The organism is Flavobacterium niveum (assembly GCF_055231775.1).
The window spans coordinates 385,324-409,555 of record NZ_JBUYSX010000005.1; the positions used below are offsets into that span (position 1 = coordinate 385,324).

27 protein-coding genes are annotated in these 24,232 nt (G+C 41.8%); 8 read left to right on the forward strand and 19 right to left on the reverse strand.

From position 1 onward, the window contains the following. Nucleotides 1-3: 3 nt before the first annotated feature. Nucleotides 4-942 (forward strand): NAD(P)H-dependent flavin oxidoreductase, encoded by a 939-nt coding sequence (locus ACZIX4_RS14780; RefSeq protein ID WP_463336405.1) that lies wholly within the window; start codon nucleotides 4-6, stop codon nucleotides 940-942. Between the two features lie 15 nt (nucleotides 943-957). On the opposite strand, the gene ACZIX4_RS14785 is transcribed toward ACZIX4_RS14780, so the two are convergent. The 9 genes from ACZIX4_RS14785 to ACZIX4_RS14825 all read right to left on the reverse strand — a co-directional run bounded on the left by ACZIX4_RS14785 (nucleotide 958) and on the right by ACZIX4_RS14825 (nucleotide 6,665). Then, nucleotides 958-1,374, reverse strand: a complete 417-nt coding sequence (locus tag ACZIX4_RS14785; RefSeq protein ID WP_463336406.1) for a hypothetical protein — start codon at nucleotides 1,372-1,374, stop codon at nucleotides 958-960. Next, on the reverse strand, nucleotides 1,361-1,990 hold the full coding sequence (locus ACZIX4_RS14790; protein ID WP_463336407.1) for a YiiX family permuted papain-like enzyme: 630 nt from the start codon (nucleotides 1,988-1,990) through the stop codon (nucleotides 1,361-1,363). The genes ACZIX4_RS14785 and ACZIX4_RS14790 overlap by 14 nt, the downstream gene beginning before the upstream one ends. Further along, complete coding sequence (locus ACZIX4_RS14795; RefSeq protein WP_463336408.1) at nucleotides 1,956-2,426, reverse strand: hypothetical protein; 471 nt, start codon at nucleotides 2,424-2,426, stop codon at nucleotides 1,956-1,958. Before ACZIX4_RS14795 ends, ACZIX4_RS14790 begins: the two co-directional genes overlap by 35 nt. A 66-nt stretch (nucleotides 2,427-2,492) precedes the next feature. Beyond that, a complete protein-coding gene (locus ACZIX4_RS14800; protein ID WP_463336409.1) occupies nucleotides 2,493-3,911 on the reverse strand; it encodes an alkaline phosphatase in 1,419 nt (472 codons plus the stop codon). Nucleotides 3,912-4,154: 243 nt separating this feature from the next. Continuing rightward, nucleotides 4,155-4,508, reverse strand: a complete 354-nt coding sequence (rplS, locus tag ACZIX4_RS14805) for a 50S ribosomal protein L19 (protein WP_411409631.1) — start codon at nucleotides 4,506-4,508, stop codon at nucleotides 4,155-4,157. 181 nt (nucleotides 4,509-4,689) lie between these two features. Further along, nucleotides 4,690-5,196: an N-acetyltransferase family protein gene (locus tag ACZIX4_RS14810; RefSeq protein ID WP_463336410.1), complete on the reverse strand. Its 507-nt coding sequence runs from the start codon at nucleotides 5,194-5,196 to the stop codon at nucleotides 4,690-4,692. Nucleotides 5,197-5,442: 246 nt separating this feature from the next. Further along, complete coding sequence (locus ACZIX4_RS14815) at nucleotides 5,443-5,703, reverse strand: DUF6952 family protein (protein ID WP_322625781.1); 261 nt, start codon at nucleotides 5,701-5,703, stop codon at nucleotides 5,443-5,445. Next, on the reverse strand, nucleotides 5,684-5,998 hold the full coding sequence (locus ACZIX4_RS14820) for a thioredoxin family protein (protein WP_463336411.1): 315 nt from the start codon (nucleotides 5,996-5,998) through the stop codon (nucleotides 5,684-5,686). The genes ACZIX4_RS14815 and ACZIX4_RS14820 overlap by 20 nt, the downstream gene beginning before the upstream one ends. Before the next feature lie 28 nt (nucleotides 5,999-6,026). After that, the gene (locus tag ACZIX4_RS14825) at nucleotides 6,027-6,665 is read right to left on the reverse strand and encodes a peroxiredoxin (protein ID WP_463336412.1); all 639 of its coding nucleotides are present in this window, start codon (nucleotides 6,663-6,665) and stop codon (nucleotides 6,027-6,029) included. 223 nt (nucleotides 6,666-6,888) lie between these two features. Here ACZIX4_RS14825 and ACZIX4_RS14830 point away from each other — a divergent pair, with 223 nt between their 5' ends. The 3 genes from ACZIX4_RS14830 to ACZIX4_RS14840 all read left to right on the forward strand — a co-directional run bounded on the left by ACZIX4_RS14830 (nucleotide 6,889) and on the right by ACZIX4_RS14840 (nucleotide 9,577). Beyond that, nucleotides 6,889-8,562 (forward strand): amino acid permease, encoded by a 1,674-nt coding sequence (locus tag ACZIX4_RS14830; protein WP_463336413.1) that lies wholly within the window; start codon nucleotides 6,889-6,891, stop codon nucleotides 8,560-8,562. A gap of 3 nt (nucleotides 8,563-8,565) precedes the next feature. Continuing rightward, nucleotides 8,566-9,063, forward strand: a complete 498-nt coding sequence (locus tag ACZIX4_RS14835) for a MepB family protein (RefSeq protein ID WP_463336414.1) — start codon at nucleotides 8,566-8,568, stop codon at nucleotides 9,061-9,063. 88 nt (nucleotides 9,064-9,151) lie between these two features. Beyond that, nucleotides 9,152-9,577: a DoxX family protein gene (locus tag ACZIX4_RS14840; protein ID WP_463336415.1), complete on the forward strand. Its 426-nt coding sequence runs from the start codon at nucleotides 9,152-9,154 to the stop codon at nucleotides 9,575-9,577. Here the strand turns inward: ACZIX4_RS14840 and ACZIX4_RS14845 are convergent. From ACZIX4_RS14845 to ACZIX4_RS14875, 7 genes are all read right to left on the reverse strand, one after another. Then, nucleotides 9,574-10,446 (reverse strand): cupin-like domain-containing protein, encoded by an 873-nt coding sequence (locus ACZIX4_RS14845; protein ID WP_463336416.1) that lies wholly within the window; start codon nucleotides 10,444-10,446, stop codon nucleotides 9,574-9,576. The genes ACZIX4_RS14840 and ACZIX4_RS14845 overlap by 4 nt on opposite strands. A gap of 166 nt (nucleotides 10,447-10,612) precedes the next feature. Continuing rightward, complete coding sequence (locus ACZIX4_RS14850) at nucleotides 10,613-10,795, reverse strand: CsbD family protein (protein WP_411409640.1); 183 nt, start codon at nucleotides 10,793-10,795, stop codon at nucleotides 10,613-10,615. Between the two features lie 94 nt (nucleotides 10,796-10,889). Beyond that, on the reverse strand, nucleotides 10,890-11,930 hold the full coding sequence (locus ACZIX4_RS14855) for a COX15/CtaA family protein (protein WP_463336417.1): 1,041 nt from the start codon (nucleotides 11,928-11,930) through the stop codon (nucleotides 10,890-10,892). A 91-nt stretch (nucleotides 11,931-12,021) separates the two neighbouring features. Then, nucleotides 12,022-13,452 (reverse strand): CCA tRNA nucleotidyltransferase, encoded by a 1,431-nt coding sequence (locus ACZIX4_RS14860; RefSeq protein ID WP_463336418.1) that lies wholly within the window; start codon nucleotides 13,450-13,452, stop codon nucleotides 12,022-12,024. Next, a complete protein-coding gene (locus ACZIX4_RS14865; protein WP_463336419.1) occupies nucleotides 13,453-14,058 on the reverse strand; it encodes an L-threonylcarbamoyladenylate synthase in 606 nt (201 codons plus the stop codon). Nucleotides 14,059-14,206: 148 nt separating this feature from the next. After that, on the reverse strand, nucleotides 14,207-15,337 hold the full coding sequence (locus ACZIX4_RS14870) for a hypothetical protein (RefSeq protein WP_463336420.1): 1,131 nt from the start codon (nucleotides 15,335-15,337) through the stop codon (nucleotides 14,207-14,209). 1 nt (nucleotide 15,338) lies between these two features. Next, entirely contained in the window at nucleotides 15,339-16,442 is a 1,104-nt protein-coding gene (locus ACZIX4_RS14875; protein WP_463336421.1) for a DegT/DnrJ/EryC1/StrS family aminotransferase, read from the reverse strand. 86 nt (nucleotides 16,443-16,528) lie between these two features. On the opposite strand from ACZIX4_RS14875, the gene ACZIX4_RS14880 reads away from it, so the two are divergent. After that, complete coding sequence (locus tag ACZIX4_RS14880; protein WP_463336422.1) at nucleotides 16,529-17,590, forward strand: glycosyltransferase family 4 protein; 1,062 nt, start codon at nucleotides 16,529-16,531, stop codon at nucleotides 17,588-17,590. Nucleotides 17,591-17,593: 3 nt separating this feature from the next. Here ACZIX4_RS14880 and ACZIX4_RS14885 read toward each other — a convergent pair whose 3' ends face one another. Continuing rightward, nucleotides 17,594-18,391: a DUF5672 family protein gene (locus tag ACZIX4_RS14885; RefSeq protein ID WP_463336423.1), complete on the reverse strand. Its 798-nt coding sequence runs from the start codon at nucleotides 18,389-18,391 to the stop codon at nucleotides 17,594-17,596. A gap of 140 nt (nucleotides 18,392-18,531) precedes the next feature. Here ACZIX4_RS14885 and ACZIX4_RS14890 point away from each other — a divergent pair, with 140 nt between their 5' ends. Both ACZIX4_RS14890 and ACZIX4_RS14895 read left to right on the forward strand, forming a co-directional pair. Beyond that, a complete protein-coding gene (locus ACZIX4_RS14890; RefSeq protein ID WP_463336424.1) occupies nucleotides 18,532-19,299 on the forward strand; it encodes a Kdo domain containing protein in 768 nt (255 codons plus the stop codon). A 28-nt stretch (nucleotides 19,300-19,327) separates the two neighbouring features. Further along, on the forward strand, nucleotides 19,328-20,140 hold the full coding sequence (locus ACZIX4_RS14895; RefSeq protein WP_463336425.1) for a glycosyltransferase family 2 protein: 813 nt from the start codon (nucleotides 19,328-19,330) through the stop codon (nucleotides 20,138-20,140). On the opposite strand, the gene ACZIX4_RS14900 is transcribed toward ACZIX4_RS14895, so the two are convergent. Both ACZIX4_RS14900 and ACZIX4_RS14905 read right to left on the reverse strand, forming a co-directional pair. Continuing rightward, complete coding sequence (locus ACZIX4_RS14900) at nucleotides 20,137-21,966, reverse strand: glycosyltransferase (RefSeq protein WP_463336426.1); 1,830 nt, start codon at nucleotides 21,964-21,966, stop codon at nucleotides 20,137-20,139. The genes ACZIX4_RS14895 and ACZIX4_RS14900 overlap by 4 nt on opposite strands. A 9-nt stretch (nucleotides 21,967-21,975) precedes the next feature. Beyond that, nucleotides 21,976-22,791 (reverse strand): 2,3,4,5-tetrahydropyridine-2,6-dicarboxylate N-succinyltransferase, encoded by an 816-nt coding sequence (locus tag ACZIX4_RS14905; RefSeq protein ID WP_463336433.1) that lies wholly within the window; start codon nucleotides 22,789-22,791, stop codon nucleotides 21,976-21,978. 210 nt (nucleotides 22,792-23,001) lie between these two features. Between ACZIX4_RS14905 and ACZIX4_RS14910 the strand changes: the two genes are divergently transcribed. Next, on the forward strand, nucleotides 23,002-23,667 hold the full coding sequence (locus ACZIX4_RS14910) for a class I SAM-dependent methyltransferase (RefSeq protein WP_463336427.1): 666 nt from the start codon (nucleotides 23,002-23,004) through the stop codon (nucleotides 23,665-23,667). Nucleotides 23,668-24,232: the final 565 nt, after the last annotated feature.

Sequence of the window (24,232 nt, forward strand, 5' to 3'; positions counted from 1 at the left end):
CCCATGAATAAAATAACCCAACTGTTTAACATTAAATATCCCATTATCCAGGCCGGGATGATATGGGCCAGCGGATACAAACTGGCCAGTGCCGTGAGTAATGCCGGTGGCCTGGGCATCATAGGCGCAGGGTCTATGTACCCCGAAGTGCTTCGCGAGCATATCAGGAAATGCAAGGTCGCAACCGATAAGCCTTTTGGGGTAAACGTACCCATGCTGTACCCTAACATTGATGAGATAATGAACATCATTGTAGAGGAAGGTGTGAAAATTGTATTCACCAGCGCCGGTAACCCCAAGACCTGGACGGCTTTCCTTAAAGAAAAAGGTATTGCTGTGGTGCATGTGGTAAGCAGTGTAAAATTTGCCCTGAAAGCACAGGAAGCCGGTGTGGATGCCGTAGTTGCCGAAGGCTTTGAAGCCGGTGGGCACAACGGACGCGAGGAAACCACTACCTTTACCCTGATACCTATGGTTAAGGAGCAGCTGGGCATTCCGCTTATAGCTGCGGGGGGTATTGCTACAGGCAGGGGCATGCTGGCTGCTATGGTACTCGGTGCCGATGGCGTACAGGTAGGCAGCCGTTTTGTGGCTACGCCCGAGGCTTCATCACACCAAAACTTTAAGGATTTGATTGTGAATATGCAGGAGGGCGATACCCACCTTACCCTGAAAGAACTGGCTCCTGTAAGGCTGATAAAGAATAAATTCTACAACGACCTTATGGCGCTGTATGCGAAAGGCTGTACCCCGGACGACCTTAAAGCGTTATTAGGCCGTGCCCGTGCCAAAAAAGGCATGTTTGAGGGTGACCTGGAAGAAGGCGAACTTGAAATAGGCCAGATTGCAGGTTTAATTCACGATATAAAACCTGCTGCCGATGTTGTAACCGATATGATGGCAGAGTTCGAGCAGGCGAAGGCAGACATGGTTTCACTATAAAAAACAGGACCGCAGTTAATTACTGCGGTTTTTTATTGTAAAAGAAAACAGTTTTATTACAAATATAATCTGTGCTACTGCAAACGGAATTAAAGTAATGAAAAACAGTGGGATGTATAAATGCAGGATGGTGATGCCTAAAACATCCGAAAGGGATAAAAGCACATCGCATAAAATAAAAGGTACCGTCATAAAGACATAGGTGTAGGCAGTGGTACTACTGGTTTCTTTTCGCAACAGCAGAAAATAGATTAATAAAACTACTGCCAGCCAAAGCCCCGCTATACGGGTAAACAGCATTTTAGGTAATAGTGTAGTATGCCATCCCGGAATTATTGAACTAAGATAGTCAAATGAACAGCTTTGCATAAATACATAGGCAACTGCCATCAGGGCAATAGTACCTACTATAGTTTGTTTATGGAGCTTCATATTTACCTACTATCGTTTCTAGCAATTCACTGTCGTATACATCCTTCGGGGAAATCACTTTTTCATCCATAGGAATATTGTTACCGTAGCGTTCCTTTAGCTTTTGCTGCACAGCAGGTGCGGTAAGGTCAAAATCCTTGAGCTGTTTCAGGCGGCCTATTTCCAGCCCGGTAGATTCTTTATAGAGCTTCCAAACGAGTTCGCTGCAATAAATACGGTCGTCGTTCCACTCAAAATACAGGTCGTAACCCTTGCCATTCATGGTATTGGCTACGGCCTTCATCTTTTTCAGTGCTGCCGGGGTTAGGGCAGTAGTGTCTTTAAGCCGCTTTATTACATATTCGTCGTTTTGGCCGCGGTCTATCCAGTCCTTAAGCGGTGTTTTCTTTACCGGTTGTATGGCTTCAAATACGTACCATTTGCTATCATCTTCATACACAACCCCGCAATGCGAATATTCAGAATGCGTAGCCAGTTGTATCGCCTTGCTTTGTGCCGATGTTGAGGTTTGGAAAATAATGTCGCCGTTATGCAGCTTATCAGGCTTGGCAACGTGGTTCTTTTTGCAGGCAAATGCGACACTACAAATGATTATGAGCAGCAGTATTTTCTTCATAAGCTTGACGGTAAATGGGTAATACTTCGGCTAATCTTTTTGGTTTAACAGACATGTAGCTGATTTCAATTTTTTTATCAACCCCACGGTTTTTAAATTCAAGGAAAAACGATGAGCTGTCACTGTTATCATTTTCAGTCATCCTTTCGTCTGTTATATATTCCCAGGAAACAAAACCTGCTTTTTCAGAATCTATGCCTTCAGCGCTGATAATTATTTTAGGTTTTTGGTCTATAATGAGCTTAAGTCCCTTAAACAATGTGAAAACAGCAATTGCTATCATAACATATAGAAAGAAACCTTCCTGGGCTGATTTTTGGTTGCCGGAAGCAAGAACAATAATTAGGGCAACAAGAGCAAACAGCACTAAAAATATGCCCATTGCATAGCTGTTCCTAATGATAAATTTTTCAGGTACTTTACCGGTTGCTGCCATGTCGGGTTGGTTCTAAATAAAAAATGCCACGTGGTTAACGTGGCATCTAATATAGAAATTTTTATGTTAAAACTTATTCTCCACTTCCGCAGCCTGAAGCATCAGGTAGTGCAGGTCGGTATTTTTTACAAACGGCTTCAGCAGGTCGCTTCCTGGCCCAAACATAGCAAGGTTTACATAGTCTGCACTGTGGTCCATGCTTATCCATCCCACGCTGGTATACGCCTGCTGCATTTCTGAAAAAGCCTTGAACGGTAGTTTTTTGTAATTGTACAGCCCGCCTTCTTCCTTGTCAATACCGGTATAATGGCTTAGTATACTTTTAGCCTCATCTTCGGCAATGGTGTGGTTATTGGCGTATTTAACCAACTCCTGTACTTTAGCAGTAGTCCAGTCGGGTTTTATTTCATTTAGCAGCCACTCATTGGTATTGGTAAACTTCTGTATGTTGTCAAAGTTATCATTGGCACTTTTACCGTAAATCACACCCGGGTTTGCATTACCGTGATCGGTAGTAATAATAACAAGTGTTTCTTTATCTTTTTCAGCAAAGTCGATTACTGCCTTCACAGCTTCGTCAAAGGCTATCTGGTCATACAGCAGTGCACCAATGTCATTGGCGTGTGCACCCCAGTCTACCTTACCGCCTTCTATTTGCAGTACAAAACCATTCTTGTGGTTTTTCATGTGGTCTATTGCCTTCTGTGCCATTTCGGCAAGGGTAGGGGTGTTCTCGGTAAGTTCCTTGCTGCTGCGCCTGTCAATGCTGTAAGGTAAGCCATTATCAGCAAAAACGCCCAGTACAGGCTTGCCCGGTTGTGTAGCCAGCATTTCGTTGCGTGTGCGGGCTACCTGCCATCCTTTGGCTTTGTATTCGGCATACATATCGCGTTTGTCCTTACGGTGGTCTGCGTTAAAGTAGTCATTACCGCCACCCATCATAATGTCGAAACCTAAGTTGAGGTAATCTACAGCGATATCCTCCATCGCATTACGGCTGTCGTTATTCACGCAGAAGCCTGCCGGGGTAGCGTGTGTAATAGGCACTGTGGTTACACAACCGGCCATTTTACCTGCTTTTTTGAATTTTTGCCAAATTGGCATGTACTTCTCGCCGTTAGCGCCAATGTTCAGTACGCCGTTTTTCACACGCTGGCCGCCACCCCAAGATGATGAACCTGCAGACGAATCAGTAACTATAGAACTTGCCGAAGCGGTATCCATAAGGGCATTGGCTACACGGTTGTCTTTATATAGCTGGATCCAGTTGCTGCCCTTACCGGTTTTACGGTTCAGGTACAGGTCGGCCATGTTAAGCGTACCGGTACTCATACCGTCGCTCACCATAAAGATGATATTTTTGGCCTTCTTGTTTTTATTGTTGATGCCGTCGTCTAATACGCGGGCAGTACTTTCAAACGGGTTGATAAGGGTAGCCCCAAGTGTAAAGAGCGAACCGTTGCGGAAAAACCTTCTCCTGTCCATGGATATTGTATTGGAATTTTGCCAAAGTTAACCACAAAAACGGAATGTAGTTTTAAGAAGAGGTAAATTAACGTGGGTTTGATCATTCGATTATTGGAATTTTAGATTGTTCGATGAAGAGTGTGCCTCATGTAAAGTGTCGAAAACTCCAACAATCTAAAATTCTAATAATCTGATTCAGTCTCTAAACAAAAAATCCCCATACTTGCGTATGAGGATTTTTGTATCTGATAAGATGGAAAATTACCTTCTTCTCTTTTCTTTGATCTTAGCTTTTTTACCGGTAAGTTCGCGGAAGTAGAATATACGTGCCCTTCTAACTTTACCACGTTGGTTAACTTCAATTTTCTGAAGTGCCGGCATGTTAAGTGGGAAGATACGCTCTACACCTACAGCACCCGACATTTTGCGGATGGTAAATGTTTGGGTAACACCTGCACCCCTCTTCTGGATAACTACACCCTTGAAGAACTGAGTCCTGGTTTTTTCACCTTCTTTAATTTCGTAGTACACAGTGATTGTGTCACCTGAGTTAAACTCAGGAAAATCTTTTTTTCCGATGAACTCGTCCTGAACGAATTTTAAAAGATCAGACATGATTTTTTAGTTTAAAATAGTTTAACCGGGGCAACGTTTTCACGATTTTCGCCAGAGGTTGGCCCGAATGAGGGTGCAAATATAAATCTATTTTTTGAAATGCAAAGGAAAATTATATCCTAATTTGCAGTAATTTAATATTTTGAGTGTCTTGGGATTAGCTGCCTGCCGAGCCATGTTGTTACTCCAATACCTTCTCAAAAGCTTTCCTTGCACTGCCCCTGAAGAAGACTTCGCCGCAATAAGTATAACCAAGCTTATCCAGTATTTTCAGCATGCCGGGATTGTCAAAGTTGGTGTCTACCTTAAGGCTCTTAATATTATTTTGAAGGGCATAATCTTCAATATAGCCCAACATTTTCTGCGCAATCCCCAGCCCTAAAAATTGCTCTGAAATCGCCACACGGTGATACACCACAAAGTCGCCGTCGGTAAGCCATTTGCCATCTATATCTGCGTAGGCGGGTTCATCGTTAATCAATATAGCGCTGTAACCGGCTACTGTACCGTCAACGGTAATTACGTAGCCTATTTGTTTGTCTATATCTGCCTTTACCACATCGGGGTTGGGGTAGCCGTCCTGCCACTGCTTGCTGCCGTCGGCTTTACGGCGCGCTATGGCGGCCTGTAAAATTTCCCATATCTCAGGGGCATCATTGGCAATAGCCTGCCTGAAAGAATATTCCATGTTTGCTTATAATTTGGTTACACAAAAGTCTACATTAAAATTGTTTTAGCAAAGTGGAAGGTCATACGTTTTCCATTTCGAGCGAAGAGAAACGGAGTCGAGAAATCTCTATATAAGTATTTGAGATTTCTCCACTTGCTTCGCCAGTTCGGGCAAAGCCCTCTTGTCGTTGCGCTGTGGTCGAAATGGAAGAAAACAAAAAGCGCCTCCGTTTCCGGAAGCGCCTTTCCCAAAGTATGGAATAATTTAGTTTTTATCTATGGCTCCAAGTACGCGCATCATAAATGCATTCAGCGCTTCCTTTTTGCTCATTCCGTCTTTCATAAGTTTTTGTACCTCAAGCGCACCATACATGTTAGAGATAAGTTCTCCCACCACATCAAGCTCCTCGTCTTTAAGCGAAGGCACTTCGGTAAGCGCTTCCAAAACTTCCAGGGTTTCTATAATATAGTCCTGGTCATTTTGTTCTATAAACTCCGTAAGGTGCTTAATTACTGGTAACTTCATTTACAAGTTCGGTTAAGATTTCTACTTTGTTTGTCTGCACCTGGCTTACCAGCTGCCCGCCTTTAAAGGTGGCAAATGTAGGCAGGTTGTCTACCTTGGCCAGCTTGCGCGATTCAGGATAGTTTTCGGCATCTGCAAGTACAAAGGTTACATTTTCATGGTCGCCTGCCAGTTTCTTAAACTTCGGCTTCATGATCCTGCAGTTACCGCACCATCCTGCCGAGTATTGCACAACAACAACCGGCTCTGCCGCTACAATTTCGGCAAGGTTATCTTTATCAAGTTCCTGTAACATGATGGTAATCGTTTATCGGTTAAAAAAATTAGTTAGATGCAAGGTAAGAAGCAACACCATCACGGTCTGCTGTCATGGCCTCTTTGCCTTCTTCCCAGTTAGCCGGGCATACTTCACCTTTTACCTGTACGTGAGTGTAAGCATCTACAAGGCGCAGGTATTCATTTACGTTACGGCCAAGAGGCATATCGTTTACGCTTTCGTGGAATATTTTACCATCCTCGTCTACAAGGTATGTAGCACGGTAGGTAACGTTGCTGCCTTTAAGGATAACTGTGTCTGTTTCGTCGTTGTATTCGCCAGATTCTATGTCAAGGATACCAAGAATGTTAGCCAGGTTCCTGTTAGTATCTGCAATAATAGGGTAGGTAACACCTTCTATACCACCATTATCTTTAGCAGTGTTTAGCCATGCAAAGTGTACTTCGTTAGTATCGCAAGAAGCGCCTATAACTACTGTATTCCTTTTTTCAAACTCGCCAAGGGCAGCCTGGAAAGCGTGAAGCTCAGTAGGGCATACGAAAGTAAAATCTTTAGGGTACCAGAAAAGAAGTACTTTTTTCTTTTCATTTACTGCTTTTTCAAAAACGTTGATAGAAAGGTAGTCGCCCATGTGGTCAATAGCGTCTACTGCAATGTTTGGGAATTTTTTTCCTACTAATGCCATAGTTTGTTATTTTAAAGTTTTAATGTAAATCGGCTTAAAATTTCTTTTGCAAAAATACACGCAAAAGCCGCTTTCAGGGCATGATAAGCATCATATTTCTTTATTTTAAAATAGACAAAATCTATTAAATTTAATTTAACTATAAATAGTGAATTATGCAAGCGGGTTTCACATTTATTTTTAGTTTTCTATATTTGTCTGTTATACCAATAATTTTACACAAATGGCATTAAAAGACCTTTTCCGTACCAAACCCTTAAGTAAAATTTTGCAACAGGGTGGCGACGGCGAACATACCGGCCTGCATAAGGTACTTACAGTAAAAGATCTTACATTTTTCGGGGTGGCAGCCATCATAGGCGGTGGTACCTTTAGTGCCATAGGCAATGCCTGTTTTTCAGGCGGGCCGGGTGTAATATTGTTGTATATTATGTGTGCTGTAGCGTGCGGATTTACCGCCATGTGCTATGCCGAATTCGCCAGCCGTGTGCCTGTATCGGGCAGTGCTTATACGTATGCCTATGTATCTTTTGGCGAGCTATTCGCCTGGATAATCGGCTGGGCGCTGATTATGGAATATTCCATTGGTAACATTTATATCGCATTTTCATGGAGCGGTTATCTTACTAAGTTACTCGAAGCCTTCCATATTCACATTCCCCAATGGCTTACTATTAACTATACCGAAGCCCATCGTAACTTCATTGAAAATAAAGCGGGAGAAGGGTTTACAGCATGGCAAAACGCGCCTATGCTGGGTAGCCTGAAGATTATCTTCGATTTACCTGCTGTGCTTATAAATGTGCTGATTACCTATCTTGTATACCGTGGCACACAGGAATCTAAAAACCTGAGCAACCTTATGGTATATATGAAGCTTATCATCATTGTTTTAGTAATTGTGGTAGGCTGTTTCTACATTGACATAGATAACTGGACACCTTTTATGCCAAACGGCTTTGGTGGCGTTATGGGTGGTGTATCGGCGGTGTTCTTTGCCTATATAGGTTTTGATGCCGTGTCTACCCTTGCGGAGGAATCAAAGAACCCACAGCGCGACCTGCCTAAGGGTATGATATACTCACTGGTAATCTGTACCGTGTTGTATATAATACTGGCGCTTGTGCTTACCGGTATGGTGCCTTACGATAAGCTTGGTGTTACCGACCCGCTTGCTGAAATCTTTGCTCTTAAAGGCGTAAAATGGATGCTGTTCATAGTTTCAATCGCTGCTGTGGTAGCCATGACCAGTGTAATGCTGGTGTTCCAGTTAGGGCAACCGCGTATATGGATGACCATGAGCCGCGACGGCCTTATGCCAAAGAAATTCTCTAACATACATCCTAAGTTTAAAACGCCGGGCTTTGCTACGATAGTAACCGGTTTTGTGGTGGGATTACCAATATTCTTTACTGATGAGACGTTCGTGCTTGACTTTACCAGTATAGGTACGCTGTTTGCATTTGTGCTGGTGTGTGGTGGTGTATTACTACTTAGCCCGCACAGCGAAGCCGAAAGTGAGGAAAATAAGACCCGGGGTAAATTCAGGATTCCGTATATCAACGCTAAGTTTATATTCCCGCTTATTGTAGTGGGAGGTGTAGCTGTAATACAGTATGCATTCCCGGACTTCTTTACCAATACCTTTGATTTTTCCGGAGATGCCACTGCAAACGTAACCATGCTGGTATTCTTTGTACTGTGCATAGTTATGGCGGTGCTGTCGTTCCTTAAAAACCTTTCGCTGATACCGGTGCTTGGCTTGGTATCGTGCTGCTACCTGCTTACAGGCATGTCATTGGGCAACTGGGCATGGTTTGGCCTATGGCTGGTGCTTGGTCTTATCTTCTACTTTGCTTACGGAAGAAGCCACAGCAAGCTGAATGTAAAGGCCTGATAAATGGCAACAGACTTTTCTGCTGAATTAAATATATTCGAGTCTGTAGGGCTTACTATTACTCATATCGTCCCCGAAAAAGAAAGCGCAGAGTACAATGCCTGCCAATTCACTACGGCAGACCATGGTAAAATGCTGTTTCGTAAAAGCAAAATTACGCCTACCAAAAACGGACAGTTTGTAACGCTGTGGAAAAGGGAGGGTAATGGCCCGATTGAACCTTTTAGTGAAGAGGATAACATAAGTACCGTTATTATCTGTGTGGAAAATGACGCGCATAGCGGATATTTTATTTTTTCGTGCGCGGTGCTTTGTAACCAAAAGATATTTACCGCCAACGGAAAAGAAGGCAAGCGTGCATTCAGGGTATATCCTCCATGGGATGTACCACAAAGCAAACGGGCTGCAACTACCCAAAAGTGGCAGTTACTCTATTTTGTTCCAACTAAAGACAATACTTTTTCTAATCCTGAAAAAGTAGCCGGGTTGTTTAGTCGATAATAAATCAAAATTCAACGAAAGATTTTTCTGAATATGTTTTGTGTTAAATATTTGGCTAACTTTATGTTACAAAATTTAACCAATACTTATGGAAACTCCTCAAACCTATTCCACCTCCCAAAATATCTTCAGGATATTGTTGGGATGCCTGTTGCTTTTTACCGGTACAGGCCACTTGACTTTTGTCCGAGAAACCTTTAGCGCACAAGTACCATCTTGGGTACCGCTGGATCCCGATCTTGTTGTAATACTCTCAGGAGTGGTAGAGATACTGCTTGGACTGTCATTACTTGCCCTTACCAAATACAGGGTAACGGTAGGCTGGGTAGTAGCTGCATTTTTTGTGGCAATCTTCCCGGGCAACTACGCCCAGTATGCCAACCACGTAGATGCTTTCGGGCTGAATAGCGACAGCCTTAGGCTTACCCGTTTATTCCTGCACCCGCTGTTAGTATTATGGCCGTTATGGAGCTGTGGTTCTTTACAGGCTTTAAAGAAAAAGAAAACAGATTAAGCCTCTTCCTGCAACAGTTTATTAGTCCTGCGTATGGCTTCTTCGGCCTTATGGTCCAGCCATGCCTGGCCTTTGCGGCGGCGCATCCAGTTATCGTATATACGGTTAAAGGTTACGTTTGCAAGGCCTTTCAGCAGGTTCTTAGGGCGGCCGGCAAGCGAACGCAGGCTAAGCGAAAATCCCGGTGTTTCGTATTTCATGTAATGCCACCAGCCTTCGGGCATGTACAGCATTTCGCCATGTTCCAGGTGGGTGATGTAAGGTTTTACTTTTTTCAGCGCCGGGAATTTCTCAAAATCAGGATTGTCAAAATCAATGTCCTCATTGCATATCCATGAGTAGGGCAGGCGGTACATGTATTTGGTATCATCAGGGCTTACCAGTACACACTGTTTTCGCCCCTGGAAGTGTATATGCAGTATATTTGGGAAATCTATATCGTAGTGCATAAATACCTTAGCGCCCTCACCCCCAAAAAATACAAGCGGCAGGCTTTTTATCAGGCGTAACCCAAGCTTAGGCCAACGTATGTCAGCTTTCATAGAAGGTACTTCTTTCAGCAGGTTAAAAAGGAAAATACGTAATTGTGTGGGGCCTTTTTCCAGTATGCTAACATACTCAGCCATGGTCATGGTAAAGTCGGGTTCGTTTACCTTTTTGGTATGGTCGGTTTTTCGGTTATCGTAGAGCGGTACTATCTTATCACCGGCTTCCTTTTTCAGGAAGGCAAAATTCCATTTTTCAAAAGCTGGCCAGTCTTCAAGCTGATGTGTAATAACTACAGGTTTCTGAGGTTTGTAGTAACGTTCCACAAATTCGTCGCGGGTTAGTTTTTCTACCCGGTCTATCTCATTAAAATCAAAATTCATAATACTGGTTTCGTGTACATCAAATGTACCGAAAATACTGACACCTTATTATGAATGCATAATTTTTTGTAATAGGGGTAAATAAAAACTGTCCGGCAAACAGTATCTTTCTGTTTACAGGACAGTTATGTAATGTGGTTATGTGCCCGTGAGGGAAAGGGTTCAATTACTGAAAAATAGAAAGTATTTCTTTTTTCGCTTTGCCCAGCTTCTGCTCCAGGCGTCCCCACATTTCATCGTCTTTACCTTCTTCGTACGTTAGGTCGTCGTCGGTAAGTTCGGCATACTTTTGTTTAAGCTTTCCTTTCAGCTCATCCCAGTGGCCTTTTATTTCTGTTGAATTTGGCATAACAATTTTTGTTTTTAGGTTATTTCAGTAGTGTAAAATTACACCGTATAACCTTAAAAGACTGCCAAGGGTTTTATAAAGGGATGCTAAAGTTTTATGCCGTAATAGCCGGTTTACTCCTCCTGCTTTCCAGTATCATATAGAACTGTAAGCCGAATAGGATAGAAGCCGTAACTACGTGTATGCTTTGCGATGCAAACGGGAAATCAAAGTTGTACATGGCAATACCCGAAGCTACTTCTACAAGCAGTAATACCAGTACCCATGATGTTTTGTTGAAGCCAAGGTCTTTTTGTTTGTTCATTATGAACAGCCATATATTTAGTGCCAGTACCACTATGGAGAATGACCTGTGGATATAGAAATTGATAATGGGATCCTGCATTACCAGATGTATGTTTTCATGACCCAGTAGCTTGATGCGGTCGTCTACAAATTGGCGTACCTCGGTACCCAGTACCACTTGTATAAGTGTAGCGATAAGTGTAACCCAAAGCAGTTTTTTAAAGAAACCGTCGTATTTGTATGCTTTTTCGGTATGGGTTATTTCTTTGGCTTTATCTAATATCAGCAGTATAACACCTACAATAATAAGTGCCACTACCATATGCAGGGTGATTTTTACCGGATTAAGTACGCTGTACACCACGGTGGCACCGAGCCACGCCTGGAATCCCATAAGGAAAACCGCAAGCCAGGACAATAGTATGATACTCGATTTAGTCCTGAAAAATGAAAACGACGCTATAGCCATAAAGAATACCGCCACACCTGCAAGAGCACCCGTTAAGCGGTTAATGTATTCTACCCAGGTATGTACGGGGTTAAACTCAGCATAGTCATGTTTGGTATAATGCTCCCAATCGGATTCGTTATAAGTTGCCCCGGTTTTAAAATCCTGTCGTGCTACCCAAAGCTTATCGTCTTTAATAATCACCTGCCCGTGCTTAAAATCACGGTTCGGTGCCCATTGCAGCTCTTTTATATCAGTAGGCGGAATGTAATACCCAAAACATTTTGGCCAGTCCGGGCAACCCATGCCACTGCCGGTCATACGTACCAGTGCACCCGCAACAATAACTAGGTAAACCAGTATAAGGGCTGTCTTGGTGATTTTTGGGAACATTCGTTTCATAGTAAAATTTCAAAGCTGCAAAGTAGCAGGGTTATAAAGTAATTTAGTGCGCAAAAATAGTTCAGGAACTAAAAGCGGATTATGATATTTATCATTTTGCAACTTCTAATCCCAGCTTTTTCGCCCTTTCCATCATAAATGAGTAGGCTGCTTCATACTCATTCGGTATTTCACCTTCAAGTATGGCTTCTTTAATAGCTTCTTTCAGCACCCCGATTTCCCTTGAAGGCTTCAGGTTGAACAATTCCATAATCTCCTCCCCGGTAATAGGCGGCTGGAAGTTACGCACGTGGTCGCGCTCTTCCACTTCAACAATCTTTTGGCGTACAATCTTAAAGTTATTGTGGTATTTTTTAAACTTGTTCGGGTTCTTGGTGGTAATGTCGGCCTCGCAAAGCGTCATCAGGCTGTCGATGTCCTCACCGGCATCAAAAACCAGCCTGCGTACGGCGCTGTCGGTAACAATGTCCTGTGCCAATACAATAGGGCGCGAACTCAGCATTACCATTTTAGATACAAACTTCATCTTATGGTTCAGCGGCATGTGCAGGCGTTCAAACAGTTTTTTTACCATTTTTCCACCCACAAACTCATGCCCGTGGAACGTCCACCCTTGTTTTTTTACAAAACGCTTCGTGGGTGCTTTACCTATATCATGAAGTAGTGCTGCCCAACGCAGCCAAACGTCTTCCGTATTGCGGCTGATATTGTCAACAACTTCAAGGGTGTGGTAAAAATTGTCTTTGTGGGTTTGGCCTTCTACTTCCTCTACGCCTTTTAGTGCCGTGAGTTCAGGCAATATAATGTCCAGCAGCCCGGTATCGTATAACAGCTTAAAGCCTATAGATGGTATGGGAGCCGATAGTATCTTATTAAGTTCGTCGGTAATACGCTCACCGGTAATGATTTTGATGCGTTCTTTATTACGCTCAATAGCTTTCAGCGATTCTTCCTCTATGGTAAAGTTAAGCTGTGTAGCAAAGCGTATGGCACGCATCATACGCAGCGGGTCATCACTATAAGTAATGTCCGGGTCAAGCGGTGTACGGATGATTTTATTGGCAAGGTCTTCCACGCCGTTAAACGGGTCTACCAAAGTGCCAAAATCATCTTCAGAAAGTGAAAGCGCCAGTGCATTTATGGTAAAGTCACGACGGTTCTGGTCGTCTTCCAGCGTGCCGGTTTCCACAATAGGGTTGCGGCTGTCGCTGCGGTAGCTTTCCTTGCGGGCACCTACGAACTCTACATCAATATCCTCGTACTTCAGCATGGCAGTGCCATAGGTTTTAAAAATCTGGACTTTCGGTTTGCCTTTTATTAGGCCGGAAACCTCTTTAGCAAGTTCTATACCGCTACCCACCGCTACAATGTCAATGTCCTTTTTAAGGCCGCGTTGCAGTAGGTAATCGCGTACAAAACCGCCTATTACATAGCTTTTTACATTAAGCGATGCAGCAGCCTGCGAGGTTATTTCAAAAATCTTGTTATTAAGGGCTTCTTTATATGAAGTTTTGTTTTCCATTTAAGGGCGTATCACTTTAACCGTCATGTCGTTGCCCAGCTTTATAATAGCCGATGGCTTAGCGGCAACTTTTTCGTGTTGCAAATTTACGATATAGTCTACGCCGTCCAAAATATGGTGGTCAATTTCTTTAAATTGTGTAGGGGTAGGCTGCCCGCTTATATTAGCTGAGGTGGAAACCAGTGGCCTTTTCATCCGTTCCATAAGCTTATAGCAAAACGGTTCTTTCACGAGGCGTACACCCAGTGTATTATCAGGAGCTATAATGTTTTGAGCTACATTTTTTGGGTTGTCCAAAACAAGCGTGGTAGGTTTCTCGCTGAGGTCCAGTATCTGCCAGGCAGTTTCAGGAATATTTTTAAAAACATCCCACATCATGCGGTCGCCGTTAACCAGTACTATCATGCTTTTGGTTTCCTCGCGCTGCTTCAGGGCGTATATTTTCTTTATTGCTTCGGGATTTGTTGCATCGCAGCCTATACCCCAAACGGTATCGGTAGGGTAAAGGATAATGCCACCCGCCTTAATGGCTTCGTAAGCATTGTGTACTTCCTGTTTTATGAGGTCATCCTCATTCATATTCATTCGGTCTAATGGATGCATCATGGTACAATTTTATGGCAAAATTACTGCTTTTTAGGTGTGAATACAGTGGGCATTCATCTAAATTTAAATTGAACCACAATTATATATGCAGATCTTAGCCCGTACTTGAAAAACAAGAATCTTTTCTGCTATGGTAAAAAGATGTGGTTCAGTTATTTTTGTTTTCTACAAGCTTGTATATTTTTGCACTTCCCTTGGCTAAAACGGTTACTGAAGTTTCTGTGACTACGATAACGAACTGTTTAACCATAGTTGCTTCATTTTTTACCGGGATCCATTCCTCAACCCTCGTTGTGCTGTTAGACGTTTGTGTAATTGTAACCTGAGATTTAAATGCATTTACAAGGACTACGGGTTGTTCATTCCTTGAATTAATTACTATAGTAAGATTTTTGTTCTTATAATCAAGTTTTGCTTCTACATCATTACATTGAAATTTCAAAGGTGTTGCTTTACTTGCAGCAGTCCCTGATTTTGCCAAACTGATAGGGAAATCCAGCGTTTCAGGTTGCTTATGCATATTAACTTTTATGTTGTAAACTCTTAGCTCGTCAATTTGTTTTGTAGCGTCTTCACTAAAAAGATAAACTTTTTTATAAAAGGCATTTAATTTTTTTAGCGATTTTTCTTCGTTGGCATCGGCAATAAATATGTCGTAGAATAATTGTAATGTATGGGTTTGCTTGTTTTGAGATAATACATCAGCAACTCCCTCTGCTGTATTTGTTTTAGGATAGGGGAGCGCCACGTGGTAAAAACTATTTATGGTGTCAATCAAAACCAGCATTTTATCTTTCTCACGATTACGTGGCAAAAGTTTAGCAGCACCATCAATGAGGTCTATACCACTAACAGATTTAGCCTTAATTGTGGTGTCAAAATATTCTTTAGCTGTATAGCTTAGCGTTGAGGGGTTGAAGTCGGGGTCTATTTCTAAGACGGGCAGTTGGGCATTTAAACCGAGAGTTTGCGAAGCCTGGGCACCGTCAGTTTTTTTACTGTCAGTTTTAAACGAAAGTTTAATTCCGTTAGTGAAGGGGAAATTAATGACATTAGGCTTTGCGTCTACAAATGAGAAATTTTTACCACCGGGTCCGATATCCTTAAAGTCGTTAATAGTTTTTTTGTTTCCTATAGTTTCGATTATCCATTTTTGGATGTTGGGCATGTTTTCAGGGTAGTTTGTCCCCGGTTTAATATTCATTGTTTTTCCGACACTCTCCTGGGTATATCCTTTAAATCCCACAGTCAAGGATAACAGGATAATTATCTTTTTCATGTTATTTAAATTTATTTAAAGCATTAACAACAGTTGCTATTTCTTCATCGGTTAATACAGGGCTTATAGGCAGGCTTAGTACCTCGTTATGTATTAGCTCTGTAATAGGGAAAGACAAATGGTTGTACTCTGTGTAAGCCTCCTGCTTGTGCGGAGGGATAGGGTAGTGTATCAGCGTTTGTATACCATTATCGGTAAGGTATTGCTGTAGCCTGTCGCGTTCAGCGGTACGGATAACAAACAGGTGCCATACGTGTTCCTTTGCATCTTCGGGTGCCGTAGGTGTAACAATTAGCGGATTTGTAATATTGTTAATGTAATATGCTGCTATTTGTTGCCTGCGGTTGTTTTCGTTGTCCAGGTGCTTTAGCTTTTCGTCCAGTACAGCAGCCTGTATTTCATCAAGGCGGGAATTTAGCCCCCTATACTTGTTCACATATTTTGCGGAAGTACCATAGTTGGCTATGGAACGTATTACGTTAGCCAAAGCATTGTCATTAGTACCCACAGCACCGCCATCGCCCAATGCACCTAAATTTTTCCCGGGATAAAAACTAAATCCGGCAGCATCGCCCAGGTTGCCCGCTTTAATGCCGTTCCATTCGGCACCGATGGCCTGTGCGTTATCCTCAACAATCTTCAGGTTGTGTTTTTGTGCCAATTGTTTCAGCCCTTTGCTAAAACTTACCCGTCCGTACAGGTGTACTATCATTATGGCACGGGTTTTTGGCGTTATGGCATGCTCTATTTTATTGAGGTCAATATTAAAGGTGGTTTCATCAGGCTCCACAAAAACGGGAGTAAGGCCGCAATCGGTCAGTGCCAGTACCGATGCTATAAACGTATTGGCAGGTACAATTACTTCATCACATTCCTGCATAATGCCAAGTTCTATATATCCCCTGAAGATAAGCCTGAGTGCATCGAGGCCGTTTGCTACGCCGATTATATTCTGTGTGCCAATGTAATCAGCCAGGTTTGCTTCAAACTTTTTTACCTCCTCGCCTAAAAGGTACCATCCGCTTCTGAAAGTACTGATTAGCCTTGACTCTATAGCATCACGATGCATAAGGTTTACTTTTTGAAGGTCGAGGAATTTTATCATTCAGGGTTAAATTTTCTTAAACAAATGTACTGTAAATTACAGTATAAAGAAATTTTATATATTTACCACGGGCTAAACAACTATTAATGAATACGAAAGAAATTGTATATGTACTCCACAAACGTGGTGAAAACTCGCATTATACCGGGTTAGATTTCCTGCTGGAGAAAAATCACGGTAAGGTGTATTACAGGGAGTTTTCTATTTTAGACCAGTTTTTTAAAAGCCTTTTTAAGGGCAGGTTTGCACGTGCGTGGAAGCAGGTTGTTAATGCTTTTTTCTTACTATCCCTTCTCTTTTCTAAAAACAAAAAGATTGTACTGGGTATAGCCCCGTATGACCATAAAATATTATTTGTGTGGTTTTTCCTGAAAAACCACAGGGTGTTTTACCATACATCCTGGACCGTATGGGATGGTAGTAACCAACCGAGGTCTAAAAAAATGACACCAAAAGTAATGGGCCGATGGAGGCTTTTTTTAGAGCAGGATACAGAACATATTTTTGCCGTATCTGAAAAATCAAGGCAACAACTGCTGGAGAATTATAAAATAGATGCTGAAAAAATTTCGGTAGTATATCATTCGTTTAAGAGTGCAGTGTTTACAGATGAAGGCAGGTGCAATGAAGCAAAGGTGCCAAACAAGTTTGTATATGCAGGCAGGTTTATGCGCGAAAAAGGACTTGAAGGGCTGCTGGAATATTTTGCTGTAAATCCCCATAAAACATTTACCATAATAGGCAAAGGCGACTTGCAGTGTAAGGTAGAAGAATATGCGGCTAAATATCCTAACATCCATTACAAAGGATATATAAGCGACCCTAAAAAAATTGCAGAGGAATACCGCCAGCACCACTATGTATTGCTTAATTCCTTTAAAACGCCAAGGTGGGAAGAAGCTTTCGGTCTTGTGCTTATAGAGGCTATGAGCTGCGGATGCGTGCCTGTAGCCACAAACCACACCGGTCCTGCTGAGATAATTAAGGATATGGAAAACGGTTACCTTATTGATGAAGGCCGTATGGAAGAAACATTGGTAATCCTATGCCCAAAACGTTATCCTACCCTGCAGCAAAAAGCCAGGGAAAAGGCATTAGAATTCAGGTCGAAAATTATTGCCAAAAGGTGGAAACCGGTATTAGGTTAGGCCTTATAAAGAAGGTACTTCAAAATTTTCAATTTTATCTATAATCGGTAACCAGAATTTATCTACATTTTTATTGAAAAACCTGTGGCAGGCAAATGGTAACTTGTTGTTATTTAGTTTGTAAGCTATATTTGGCTTTCGGTCCATGGCAAAATCCACAGCTTCCATATAGCCCGGTATTTTCATTTCGGTATGCTGTGGGGCGGCAATAGAAAAATATACGTCTTCTATATGGTAGTTGCGCTCATCGCGATGTTGTAATGCGTGTTCTATTTTCTCTTTTTGCCCGGTAACAATACGCTCCATGGTTGCAGTTTTCCTCAACGAAAAACCACCATTACCCACTTTAAAGAAATGGTCTGTGTTTTTCTTTTTCTTCTTTATAAGGTTTTTTAATCGCAGTTCCAGTTTTTTAAACAACGTTTGCTTAGAGGCAATCCAGGGTGCGCCTATATAATCATATCCTTTATTGCACCAGTACAATAGCTTGTCTTCAAAAACATACACATCGGTTTGGCATATAAGCAGGTATTCATAGCTGCTTAAACTATTATAAAACTCTTCAGACAGCATAAGCCTGTTGTAGCCTTCAAGCCCGGTAAAATAATCGGGGTTAAAAGTTTTTATTTCGTACCGTACAGTATTTAAAAGGTTTTCCAGCGGGCTAAGGTTCAGTCCTTCAGGACATATTATAGCAAAAGGGTGGCTGCCTAATATTTTAAGCGACCGCTTTAGCGATAACATTTCATAATTGCTCAGTGCTGTTTTATAAATAGGTACTACTACAACTGCTTTTTCCATTTGTGTATTTTAGTGGTTGTAAAGGTACACAAGAAGTTTAGATATTTAGCAGGTGTGCGGGGTAGAGGCTTCAGCATATTTACCGATAGTTATAGAAATTACAAAATCATTGACTACTTTTGCACATATATTAAATGTAGATGAAATTAATTATCCATCCTGAATACCTTAAATATAAGGAGGTTATTACTGATAAAATTACTTATTTCGGCCAGGGTGGATCTATTGTTGGAGATGGCAAGCGTAATGTTATAAAGGTTTTTCAAACCGATGGCGCTGCACTTAATGTTAAGTCATTTAAGGTACCTAATTTTATAAACAGCATAGCGTACCGTTATTTCAGGAAATCAAAGGCCGAACGCTCTTACCTATATGCCCTGAGGCTTATAGAAAACGGCATAGGTACGCCGCATCCTATAGCATTTGCAGAAGAGCGTGGCGTATCAGGCATAGCACATTCTTATTATATAAGCGAGCACCTTGATGCAGAACTTACCTATCGCGAGCTTACCCTTGACGCGGATTATCCTGATTCTGAAAATATATTAAAGCAGTTTACACAATTTTGTTTCCTGCTCCACGAAAAAGGGATTGAATTTTTAGACCATTCGCCCGGCAATACCCTTATTAAGCAAACATCACCCGGTAAATACGCCTTCTTTTTGGTAGACCTTAACCGTATGAATTTCCACAACCGCCCGCTTACTTTTGATGAAAGGATGGTTAACATGGAGCGCCTTACACATGTAGAGCGTATTATGGAAATTATGAGTAGTGAATACGCATCATTGTATGGAAAAGGGTTTGACGAGGTGTATGAAAAAATGGTATTTTATGTAACCCGTTTCCAGGCGGCTTTTTACAGAAAAAAAAGGCTGAAAAAGAAGCTGAAGTTCTGGAAGCGATAGTGTTGTTATAAAGTCAACTGAAGAAAAAATGAAAGCATCTGTTATAATGAGTACCTACAATGCCGAAGCATGGCTTGAAAAAGTGTTGTGGGGCTTTAGTGTACAAGACAATAACGATTTTGAGATTATCATTGCCGACGACGGCAGCCGCCCTGCCACCCGTGAGTTGCTGGACAGGCTGCGTCCGTTGCTGCCTGTACCACTGGTACATGTATGGCAGGAAGACAATGGTTTCCAGAAATCGCAGATACTGAATAAAGCTATTGTGGCGGCAAGCAGCCCTTATCTTATATTTACCGATGGCGATTGTATACCACGTAAAGATTTTGTTTCCGTTCACCTGAAACAGCGTAAACAGGGGCATTTTCTTTCGGGGGGATATTTTAAGCTGCCAATGGATATTTCACAGTCTATTACTAAAGAAGATATAGTAGAGCAGCGTTGCTTTGATGTTGCCTGGCTTAAAGCCAATGGCTTGCCGAAAGCAAACACCCTGAAGCTTTCTGCAAAAGGATTTACAGAAAAACTATTGAATTTTATAACTCCTACTACGCCTTCGTGGAACGGGCATAACGCCAGTGGCTGGAAGGAAGATCTTGTAGCCATAAACGGTTTTAACCAGGAAATGCAGTACGGCGGACAGGATAGGGAACTGGGGGAAAGGCTTGTTAATATGGGGCTTAAAGGTAAACAAATACGTTACAGCGCTATTTGTGTACACCTGGATCACGCCCGTGGTTATGTTAACGAAGCTACCTGGAAGAAAAACAGGGCAATACGCGAAAATACCCGCAATAATAAAGTAGTGCGTACACCTATAGGTATAGATTCAAACAACTAATTTTCAGATACGTATTTTTTCAGTGCCGGGATTATAAGGTCGGGTGTAAACTCTTTATAAAGAGGCATGGCACGGTCTTTCATTTCCTTAGGTGACTTATTGCCATACAGTGCCGGCTTAAAATCTTTTAAGTGTACTGATACGATGCTTTTGCCATCGTCAAAAGAATTCCATGCTTCTTTTTTTATCCACGTAGAAAAAATGGTGAAGGTAGGTATGCTTATGGCCTTTGCCATATTTACTGCGCCACCTTCGTTACCTATAAGTGCATTGCAATGGTATAGAACCGAAAGGAATTGCCTTATAGTACCGGGGGCTATGTCCATACGTATCTTCTGCCGGGTTTCGGGGCTGCACAGGTTATAAATTTGTTCAGCTTCAGTATGCTGTATGGGTAAATAGTTAAATATCAGGCTTGCATTTTCTTTTTTGGCAATAACATCCAGTAGTTGTGCCATATAAGGTGCCGGGTAACTTTTATTTTCACCACTGCCTAAAACGCTTATCATATAAACAGGGCCGTTACCAATTAAGCCTTTTTCAGCTAAAAGCGCCTTTCCATCCTTTATCTCATCGTCTGTCAGGAATATTTTAGGACGGCTGTTAAAAAGTGCACCCGGCTCTAAAACCCGAAGTAACTGTAACCGGTTATCAAGTGCCAGGCCGGCATTAGTAAGCGGCTCCCTTAATTCTTCTACCGTATCAGTATATATGTAGCTGGTGTATGGCTTGTAAAAGCTGATTTTTTTTGGCGATCGGCAAAAAGATGCAATAAGGTTACTCTCTACTTTGCCATAAGCATCAATAATAATGTCGTATTTTGTTTTACGCAGCTGCCATAAAAACTTTAGCAACTGCCACCTGCTGTTACGGAACTTAGGGTCAAACAAAACAATCCGGTCTATATTTGGGTTGTTTTGTGTAACAGGTTCGGTAAACGGATAAATACTGTATTCTACAGTGCTTTCAGGATACAGTAATTTAAGGTTGTTGCATATAACTGTGCTGGCCAGTACGTCGCCTATCATTTTTTGTTGTATAACCAGTATGCGCGGGTTGGGCTTTTCGTTATACATTTCCCTGAGGTACACATACCTCATATATACGTGGTAGCTAAGTATACGGGCAATTTCAAAACCACGCCTTCCGTTAAGGAAGCCCAGCCCAAGTATATAATATTTAAAAAAACGGTAAGCAGGCCTTAGTGTAAAGTGCAGTATATTAGTACGCACACCCTCCTGGTAAAACTCACGGGCTTTAAGACGGGAGTATTGCAGCCTTTTTTGGAGGAAATCTTCGGTATCGCGGAATGAATAGTGCTGTATCGCATTTTTTAGTACACGGCTTTTACCTTTTATAACCAACTGCTCGTGTACCAGCTTATCGCTGTACCTGCATTTAGATTTCCTGAAAATACGCGCAGTACGGTCTTCGTTAAAGTTGTTGTTTACTAATGGTTTTCCCTGATAGTAAAAAACACGCTTTACCCAAAAAGCCGATTCTTCAGGTGTTTTATTAAAAAGGCCTTCAATTTCTTCAATACCTTTTTGGGTAATGCGCTCATCGGCGTCAAAAAACATCACCCAGTCATTTTCTGCCAAATCGATAGTATAGTTCCGCTGCGACGAGAAATCATCAAAAGCACGTTGGTAAAACCGCACATGCGGGTACTCTTTTTTGATGATTTCTGTTGTAGCATCGGTACTAAAGGAGTCTACCACAACAATTTCGTCGGCAAACGACATATTGTCCAGGTATTCACGTATGTTGTGCTCCTCGTTATATACTATGGCAAGGGCAGATAATTTTATGGGTTTGCCTTTCATTCGCAATTATTAAACCGCTACATCATATTCCCTCAGGGCGTTGTTAAGCGAAGTTTTAAGGTCGGTAGATTCTTTACGTTTACCTATAATCAGTGCACACGGCACCTGGTATTCGCCAGCGGCAAATTTTTTGGTATAGCTTCCCGGTATTACTACGCTGCGTGCAGGTACCACACCTTTCATTTCTACAGGCTCATCGCCGGTAACATCTATAATTTTTGTAGATGCTGTAAGGCATACGTTAGCACCAAGTACGGCTTCTTTTTCTACCCTTACACCTTCAACAACTATGCAGCGGGAACCTATAAAGGCTCCGTCTTCTATAATAACCGGTGCTGCTTGCAGGGGTTCCAGTACGCCGCCTATGCCCACACCACCACTAAGGTGTACATGTTTGCCTATTTGTGCGCAGCTGCCTACAGTAGCCCAGGTATCTACCATGGTACCTTCATCTACATAAGCACCTATGTTTACATAACTCGGCATTAATATTACGCCCGATGAAATGTGAGCACCATGTCTTGCAACAGCGTTTGGTACCACGCGGATGCCTTTTTCGGCATAATTGCGTTTTAGTGGCATTTTATCGTGATATTCAAAAATACCGGCTTCCAGGGTTTCCATTTTCTGTATCGGGAAATACATAACTACGGCCTTCTTTACCCATTCGTTTACCTGCCAGCCATTGGCTACAGGTTCAGCTACGCGTAGTTTTCCGGCGTCTAAAAGTTCTATAACTTCTCGTATTGCAGTAGTAGTTTCTTCATTTTGAAGCAGGCTGCGGTCGTCCCATGCCTTTTCAATAATGGTTTGTATGTTGTTCATGGTAGTGCTTTGCATTTAGGCAAAGATAGTAATCTGATTACATTTTAAGGTGCTTTGCGGTAAATATACAGTTTGTTAAGGTTAATTTTAAAATAAAATCCGCAGTAAAATTGCGTACCTTTATGAGAATTAGCTGCTTAAATAATCAAAGACAACTTTTCTTCACTTGCATCGGGTTATTCGCGTTTCCGACCGCATTATCCTGATGAAATGATACACTATATAGTATCGGTTGTACAGCATAAAGGAAAAGCACTTGATGTGGCTACGGGCAATGGGCAGGTAGCGGCTGTATTGTCGCCTTTTTTTGATGAAGTATATGCAACGGACATCAGCAGTAAGCAGCTTGCGAATGCTAAACCACTTCCTAATATATATTATAGTGTAGCCAGTGCCGAGCATAGTGGCTTTGAAGACGGGGTTTTCGACTTGGTTACGGTAGCGCAGGCTGTCCATTGGTTTGACTTTGGCCTTTTTTATGAAGAAGTGTGTAGGATATTAAAGCCGGGAGGTGTTATTGCAGTGCTGGGTTATGGGCTTTTTTCGGTTGACGAAAAGGTAGACGCGGTTATACATATATTATATAAGGAGATTCTTGGTGAATATTGGGATGCCGAACGGCGCTATGTTGATGAAATGTACCAAACCATACCGTTTCCGTTTGACGAATTAAAAGTGAAAAGTTTTACCAATACGCTTACCTGGACGTTCGAGCATCTTATCGGTTATCTTAATACATGGTCGGCGGTTAAGCATTACCGCGAAAAAACGGGCCAAGATCCTATATATAGTATAGAGCAAGAGCTAAAACAGGCCTGGGGTGGGGGAGAACGGCAGGTCGTTTTTCCACTTTTACTGCGTATGGGCAGGGTATAGGGTCTTTTCTCGCTTTCCCTTCGGTAAAACCTCCTCTTATATATAATAAGTGTACCTTCCTTCGGGAGACTTTGTGCCTCCTTTGGGGAACTTTGCGCGACAACTACAAAACTTCCAAAAAAACTTTCTTTTCCAACGGTTGTTGTATCAGTGAGTTATGATTTAATATTAAAAAATCCTCAAAAAAGTTTTAAAAACGTGTTGTAAAAGTAAAAAATGGGTGTACTTTTGCACCCGCAACAGAGAAGTTGTAGGCGTTCTTAGAAAAGCAGACTGATAAAAATTGATACGAAAAAGCTTTAAAAAGCTTGGATTTTTGGTTAAGAAATTAGCTAAGAAAAAAAAGTTTCAAAAACATTAGGATGTAAAGAAAAGTTTACTACTTTTGCACCCGCAATAAGCGACAAGTTCTTTTGAAAAACCTGAAACAAGTAAGATTTTAATTTACACTATAATGGTGTAATGAAAGTTTAAAATTCTTGAAAAACTTAAGTGAAAAAAAGTTGAGAAAAAGCTTGGATTGAAAAGGAAAAAGGTTTTACCTTTGCCCTCCCGAAACGTAAGG